The organism is Streptomyces sp. SM10 (assembly GCF_002910915.1).
Lineage (GTDB): Bacteria > Actinomycetota > Actinomycetes > Streptomycetales > Streptomycetaceae > Streptomyces.
In genome coordinates, this window is sequence record NZ_NEUF01000077.1 from 1 (window position 1) to 5791 (window position 5791).

Annotated in this window: 5 protein-coding genes; all 5 read left to right on the forward strand. The window is 68.5% G+C overall.

What is annotated here, in order from left to right; all coding sequences use genetic code 11:
• The first annotated feature begins 25 nt into the window (after positions 1 to 25).
• The gene (locus tag B9S57_RS10790; RefSeq protein WP_014153856.1) at positions 26 to 607 is read left to right on the forward strand and encodes an ATP/GTP-binding protein; all 582 of its coding nucleotides are present in this window, start codon (positions 26 to 28) and stop codon (positions 605 to 607) included.
• Positions 608 to 957: 350 nt separating this feature from the next.
• Positions 958 to 4146, forward strand: a complete 3189-nt coding sequence (locus B9S57_RS10795) for a nitrate- and nitrite sensing domain-containing protein (RefSeq protein ID WP_103515328.1) — start codon at positions 958 to 960, stop codon at positions 4144 to 4146.
• A gap of 10 nt (positions 4147 to 4156) precedes the next feature.
• Positions 4157 to 4570 (forward strand): roadblock/LC7 domain-containing protein, encoded by a 414-nt coding sequence (locus B9S57_RS10800; RefSeq protein WP_006127847.1) that lies wholly within the window; start codon positions 4157 to 4159, stop codon positions 4568 to 4570.
• An 89-nt stretch (positions 4571 to 4659) separates the two neighbouring features.
• The gene (locus B9S57_RS10805) at positions 4660 to 5325 is read left to right on the forward strand and encodes a DUF742 domain-containing protein (RefSeq protein ID WP_103515329.1); all 666 of its coding nucleotides are present in this window, start codon (positions 4660 to 4662) and stop codon (positions 5323 to 5325) included.
• Positions 5306 to 5791: ATP/GTP-binding protein (locus B9S57_RS10810; protein ID WP_103515330.1), on the forward strand; the 486-nt coding region annotated here is incomplete at its 3' end. The genes B9S57_RS10805 and B9S57_RS10810, both read left to right, overlap by 20 nt.

The window sequence follows — 5791 nt, forward strand, 5'->3', positions numbered from 1 at the left end:
GTGACACTGCTCGAAAGGGTGCTCAGTGGACTTCGCAAGCTCTAGCGGCGGTACGGCCCGCTCCACCACCTCGGCGAAAATCGTGGTGGCAGGGGGCTTCGGCGTGGGTAAGACCACGTTTGTCGGTGCCGTTTCGGAGATCAATCCGCTGCGCACCGAAGCCGTGATGACGTCCGCCTCCGCGGGCATCGACGACCTGACCCACACCGGGGACAAGACCACCACCACGGTGGCCATGGACTTCGGACGCATCACCCTGGACCAGGACCTGATCCTCTACCTGTTCGGCACCCCCGGACAGGACCGCTTCTGGTTCATGTGGGACGACCTGGTCCGCGGCGCCATCGGCGCCGTCGTCCTCGTCGACACCCGCCGCCTCGCCGACTGCTTCCCCGCCGTCGACTACTTCGAGAACAGCGGCCTCCCCTTCGTCATCGCCCTCAACGGCTTCGACGGACACCAGCCCTACACACCCGACGAAGTACGCGAAGCACTCCAGATCGGCCCGGACGCCCCCATCATCACGACGGACGCCCGACACCGCGCGGACGCCAAGAGCGGCCTGATCACACTGGTCGAGCACGCGCTGATGGCCCGGCTGAAGTAGCCGCAAGTCGGTAGCGATCTACGGAAGTTGCTGTAGTCACGCGGGGGCGGCCTGTGTCCTTTGACACGATCCGCCCCCGCGTTCATAACATTTCGACAGTGAATCGGAGCCCCGTCGACACCCGACGCGCACGGCCGGTACCACTGTGCTCATACGAGCCTCGCCTTTTGACGGGGCTCGCTCTTTATGCCCGTTTTATCTTCGGGCGCCCCTACTCGGAATCACGCATTCCGACTGTTTGGAACGCGACCGGTCCGCGTGCTGCAATGCCTCGAACTACCCAGTAGTACGGCCCCCTGAACGATAATCCGGCACAACGTAGGTGCCGACGCCGAGAGGTTGTTGGTCGAGTGAGGCGAAGCAACGAGGGCTCCGCGGCGCAGCCGGAGCGGGGCAACTTCACCCCGCCGCCGCGCGCTGCGGTGTCCCCGCCTGCGGACACGTCGTCCGAGGCGGAACCGGCGGGAGGGAGCACCAGCCGGCTGTCACCGCGCAACTGGCGGGTGCCCACCCGGCTGAACGCGATTCTCCTGATTCCCGCACTGGTCGGCCTGGTCATGGGCGGCTTCCAGGTGAAGGCGGCGGTCGACACCTGGAACGAGGCCCAGGACGCCGAGAAGACGGCCCTGGTCGTCCGGGCGGCCGCGGCCTACGGACAGGCGCTGCTGAACGAGCGTGACCTCACCGCTCAGCCCCTGCTGTCCAACAAGCGCACCGCCCCCGAGGTGGAGAAGGTGCGCGCCGCGACGGACAGCGCCGCCTCCGCGTTCGACGCCGCCGTGCAGAACATGCCGGACAAGCAAGGCCTCCACCGCCGCCTGAAGCTGTTCAAGGTGGAGGAGCCCCTGCTCCCCGAGCTGCGCAAGGCCGCCTACGCCGAGGCCATGGACCCGGTGAAGACGGAAGAGGGCTACACCAAGGTCCAGCACTCGCTGATGGAGTTCTCCAACGAGCTCGGCCTGGGCACCGGCAACATCACCAGCTACGGCCGGACCGTGTACGCGATCGAGCTGGCGAAGGCTGCAGAATCGCTTCAGCGCTCCATCGGCATGCACCTCCTGGTGCGTCCGAGCCAGGAGACCCGCAACTTCAACGGCCAGGTCACGGCGTTCAGCTCGTACAACTACCTGGAGCAGATCGCTCTCGGCGAGTTCGTCTCCGGTGGTACGGAGGCCGACGCCGCCCGCCTCAAGGCCGTCATGGCGGGCAAGGCCGCCGAGGGTGCCGAGCAGCTGAAGGCCGCCCAGGAGCAGGCCAAGGCCGCCGGACAGCCCTTCGTGGCGCCTCCGAGCATCGACGGTTCGGTCTTCGACGGGATGGCCCAGCAGATCGGCCAGGGCAAGCAGCCGGACGAGCTCAAGGCGAAGGGGATCACCCCCGAGACCTGGCTGGCCGCGTCCACCGCGAAGTTCGACGGGTACACGACGGTCGAGAACGAGCTCGTCGACAAGGCCGTGACCGAGGCGGCGGAGATCTCGACCGACGCCCGCAACGACGCCATCGTCAACGCCGCGATCGTGATCATCGCCCTGCTGGCCGCCTTCATCATCGCCGGCCTCATGGCCCGCCAGATGAGCCGCTCGATGCGCCAGCTGCGTACGGCCGCCTTCGGCATCGCCGAGCAGCGGCTGCCGATGCTGGTCGACCAGCTGTCGCGGACCGAGCCGGGCCGGGTGGACACCCGGGTCCAGCCGATCCCGATCACCAGCCAGGACGAGATCGGCGAGGTCGCCCGCGCCTTCGACCAGGTGCACCGTGAGGCGGTCCGGCTCGCCGCCGAGCAGGCCATGCTGCGGGGCAACGTCAACGCGATCTTCACCAACCTGTCGCGCCGCAACCAGTCGCTCATCGAGGGCCAGCTGACCCTCATCACCGACCTGGAGAACAACGAGGCCGACCCGGACCAGCTGGAGAGCCTCTTCAAGCTGGACCACCTGGCCACCCGTATGCGGCGCAACGGCGAGAACCTCCTCGTCCTCGCCGGCGAGGAGCCCGGACGCCGCTGGAACCAGCCGGTGCCGCTGGTCGACGTGCTGCGCGCCGCCTCCTCCGAGGTGGAGTCCTACGAGCGCATCGAGCTCACCGGTGTGCCGGAGAGCGAGATCCACGGCCAGGCCGTGACCGACCTCGTGCACCTGCTGGCCGAGCTGCTGGAGAACGCCACCACCTTCTCCTCCCCGCAGACCAAGGTCCGGGTCACCGCGACCCGGCTGCCGGACGGTCGCGTCATGGTCGAGATCCACGACAAGGGCATCGGCCTCACGGCCGAGGACTTCGCGGACATCAACCACAAGCTGGCCAACCCGCCGACCGTGGACGCCGCGGTGTCCCAGCGGATGGGCCTGTTCGTGGTCGGCCGGCTGGCCGACCGGCACGGCATCCGCGTCCAGTTGCGCCCGTCGGGCGAGCAGGCGGGGACCACGTCGCTGGTCATGCTGCCGGACGCCATCACCCACGGTGGCGGTGGCGAGTCCGCCCAGGAGAGCGACTTCACCGTCTCCTCGATCATCCCCGAGCAGCGGCAGCCGGCGGCCTTCGATCCGATGCCGCAGCAGGTGCCCATGCGTACGGCCGCGGAGCTCGGCTTCGACGACTCGCGCTACGACACCGCCGCCGCGGACTCCCCGCAGCTGGACCCGGTCAACCGCTCGCTGATGCGTGAGGAGCGCCGGGCCGCGCTGGAGGCGCAGTCGGGCGACCACACGCCGTTCCAGGACAACGGGGCGGACGGCCGGCAGGGCTACTCCCAGGAGCAGTACACGCAGGAGCAGTACGGCCAGGAGCAGCAGTACGCCCAGCAGCAGCAGGAGTACGCGCAGCCCGGCTACGAGGGCGGCTACGACCCGTACGCCGGGAACGGCTACCAGGACCCGCGGCAGAACGCCTATACGGAAGCCGCGTACGCCGCTCCGGACGGCCGTCAGGAGCAGTACGCCGACCAGTTCGCGCCGCAGGACGACCGCTCCCACCAGGGCGACTGGGCCGATCAGGGTTCGTACCAGGGAGCTTTCGAGCCCATGGCGCAGCCCGAAGCGGAATCCGTGCAGAGCTCTCCCGCCGAGGCTCCGGACCACGTAGGCTTCGACCGCCCGGGGCCCACCCCGGACTCCGGTGGCGACCTGACCGAGGCGGGTCTTCCGCGCCGTGGCGGCCAGCAGCACTGGCAGCCCACCGGCCACGGAAACGATCAGCCCGCTGCTCCGGAGCAGCGGCAGCGCCCCCCTCAGGAGCAGCCTCAGGCCGAACCGGCCGACGGGGAGGGGCCCGACGACTGGCGCTCGGCGAACGACGAGCGCTGGGAGCGGGCCGAGAAGCTCCGGGATCCGAAGGCGGGCGGAATCACGCCTTCCGGACTCCCCCGTCGCGTCCCCAAGGCCAATCTGGTCGAGGGCACGGCGGAACAGACCCAGCAGGGCGGCCCACAGGTCTCCCGCGCCCCCGAGGACGTGCGGGGCAGGTTGAGCAACCTGCGGCGCGGTGTCCTGCGGGGACGTACCGCGGGGTCGGACACAAGTAATACCTACAACCAGGAGCGTTAGTGTGAGCCCGATGAGCCAGGCGGCGCAGAATCTGAACTGGTTGATCACCAACTTCGTGGACAACACCCCTGGGGTGTCGCACACGGTGGTGGTCTCCGCCGACGGACTCCTGCTGGCGATGTCCGAGGGTTTCCCACGGGACCGCGCCGATCAGCTGGCGGCCGTCGCCTCCGGTCTGACGTCGCTCACCGCGGGTGCCTCCCGGATCTTCGAAGGCGGCGCCGTGAATCAGACCGTTGTGGAGATGGAGCGAGGATTCCTCTTCATCATGTCCATCTCTGACGGATCTTCACTCGCTGTCCTCGCCCACCCGGATGCCGACATCGGTCTGGTTGGGTATGAAATGGCACTTCTCGTGGACCGTGCAGGAAGTGTTCTCACCCCGGATCTCCGCGCCGAACTCCAGGGAAGTCTTCTTAACTAATAGACAGACAGTGCGTTTCTCGTCACCGCGCCATAAGGTGCGGTGGCGCGGCACCACTGGGATGGCGACCGGCATTCGGAGGAGGAAACGTGGCAGCACCCACAGGCGGGCACCCGTACCAGGGCGGTCAGCGGGTCCCGGGTGAGCAGGGTGACAACCGTTTCGACACCCCCTCCATGCCCGGCAGACAGGGCCCGCAAGAGCCTTATCAGCCGTATCAGCCCTACCAGGCCCAGCAGGGCTCGCAGGGCGACGACTGGCCGCAGCAGCAGCCCGGCCGGGGATGGCCGCAGCAGCAGCCGCACTACCAGCGGCCGCAGCACGAGCAGCAGCCTCCGCAGCGGTACGAGGCGCCGCCGTCGCGCATCCAGCCGGTCCAGCGGCAGGCTCCGGCTCCGGCGAAGCCTGCGGCGCACAACCCGTTGGTCCGTCCGTACGCCATGACCGGCGGCCGGACAAGGCCGCGGTACCAGCTCGCCATCGAGGCACTGGTCAGCACCACGGCCGATCCGGCCCGGCTGCAAGGGCAGTTGCCCGAGCACCAGCGGATCTGCCGGCTCTGCATCGAGATCAAGTCGGTGGCCGAGATCTCGGCCCTGCTCTCGATCCCACTCGGCGTTGCCCGGATCCTCGTCGCCGACCTGGCCGAGGCCGGACTCGTCGCTATCCATCAGCCCGGCGGCGACGAGGCCGCCGGCGGCCAACCAGCCGTGACACTGCTCGAAAGGGTGCTCAGTGGACTTCGCAAGCTCTAGCGGCGGTACGGCCCGCTCCACCACCTCGGCGAAAATCGTGGTGGCAGGGGGCTTCGGCGTGGGTAAGACCACGTTTGTCGGTGCCGTTTCGGAGATCAATCCGCTGCGCACCGAAGCCGTGATGACGTCCGCCTCCGCGGGCATCGACGACCTGACCCACACCGGGGACAAGACCACCACCACGGTGGCCATGGACTTCGGACGCATCACCCTGGACCAGGACCTGATCCTCTACCTGTTCGGCACCCCCGGACAGGACCGCTTCTGGTTCATGTGGGACGACCTGGTCCGCGGCGCCATCGGCGCCGTCGTCCTCGTCGACACCCGCCGCCTCGCCGACTGCTTCCCCGCCGTCGACTACTTCGAGAACAGCGGCCTCCCCTTCGTCATCGCCCTCAACGGCTTCGACGGACACCAGCCCTACACACCCGACGAAGTACGCGAAGCACTCCAGATCGGCCCGGAC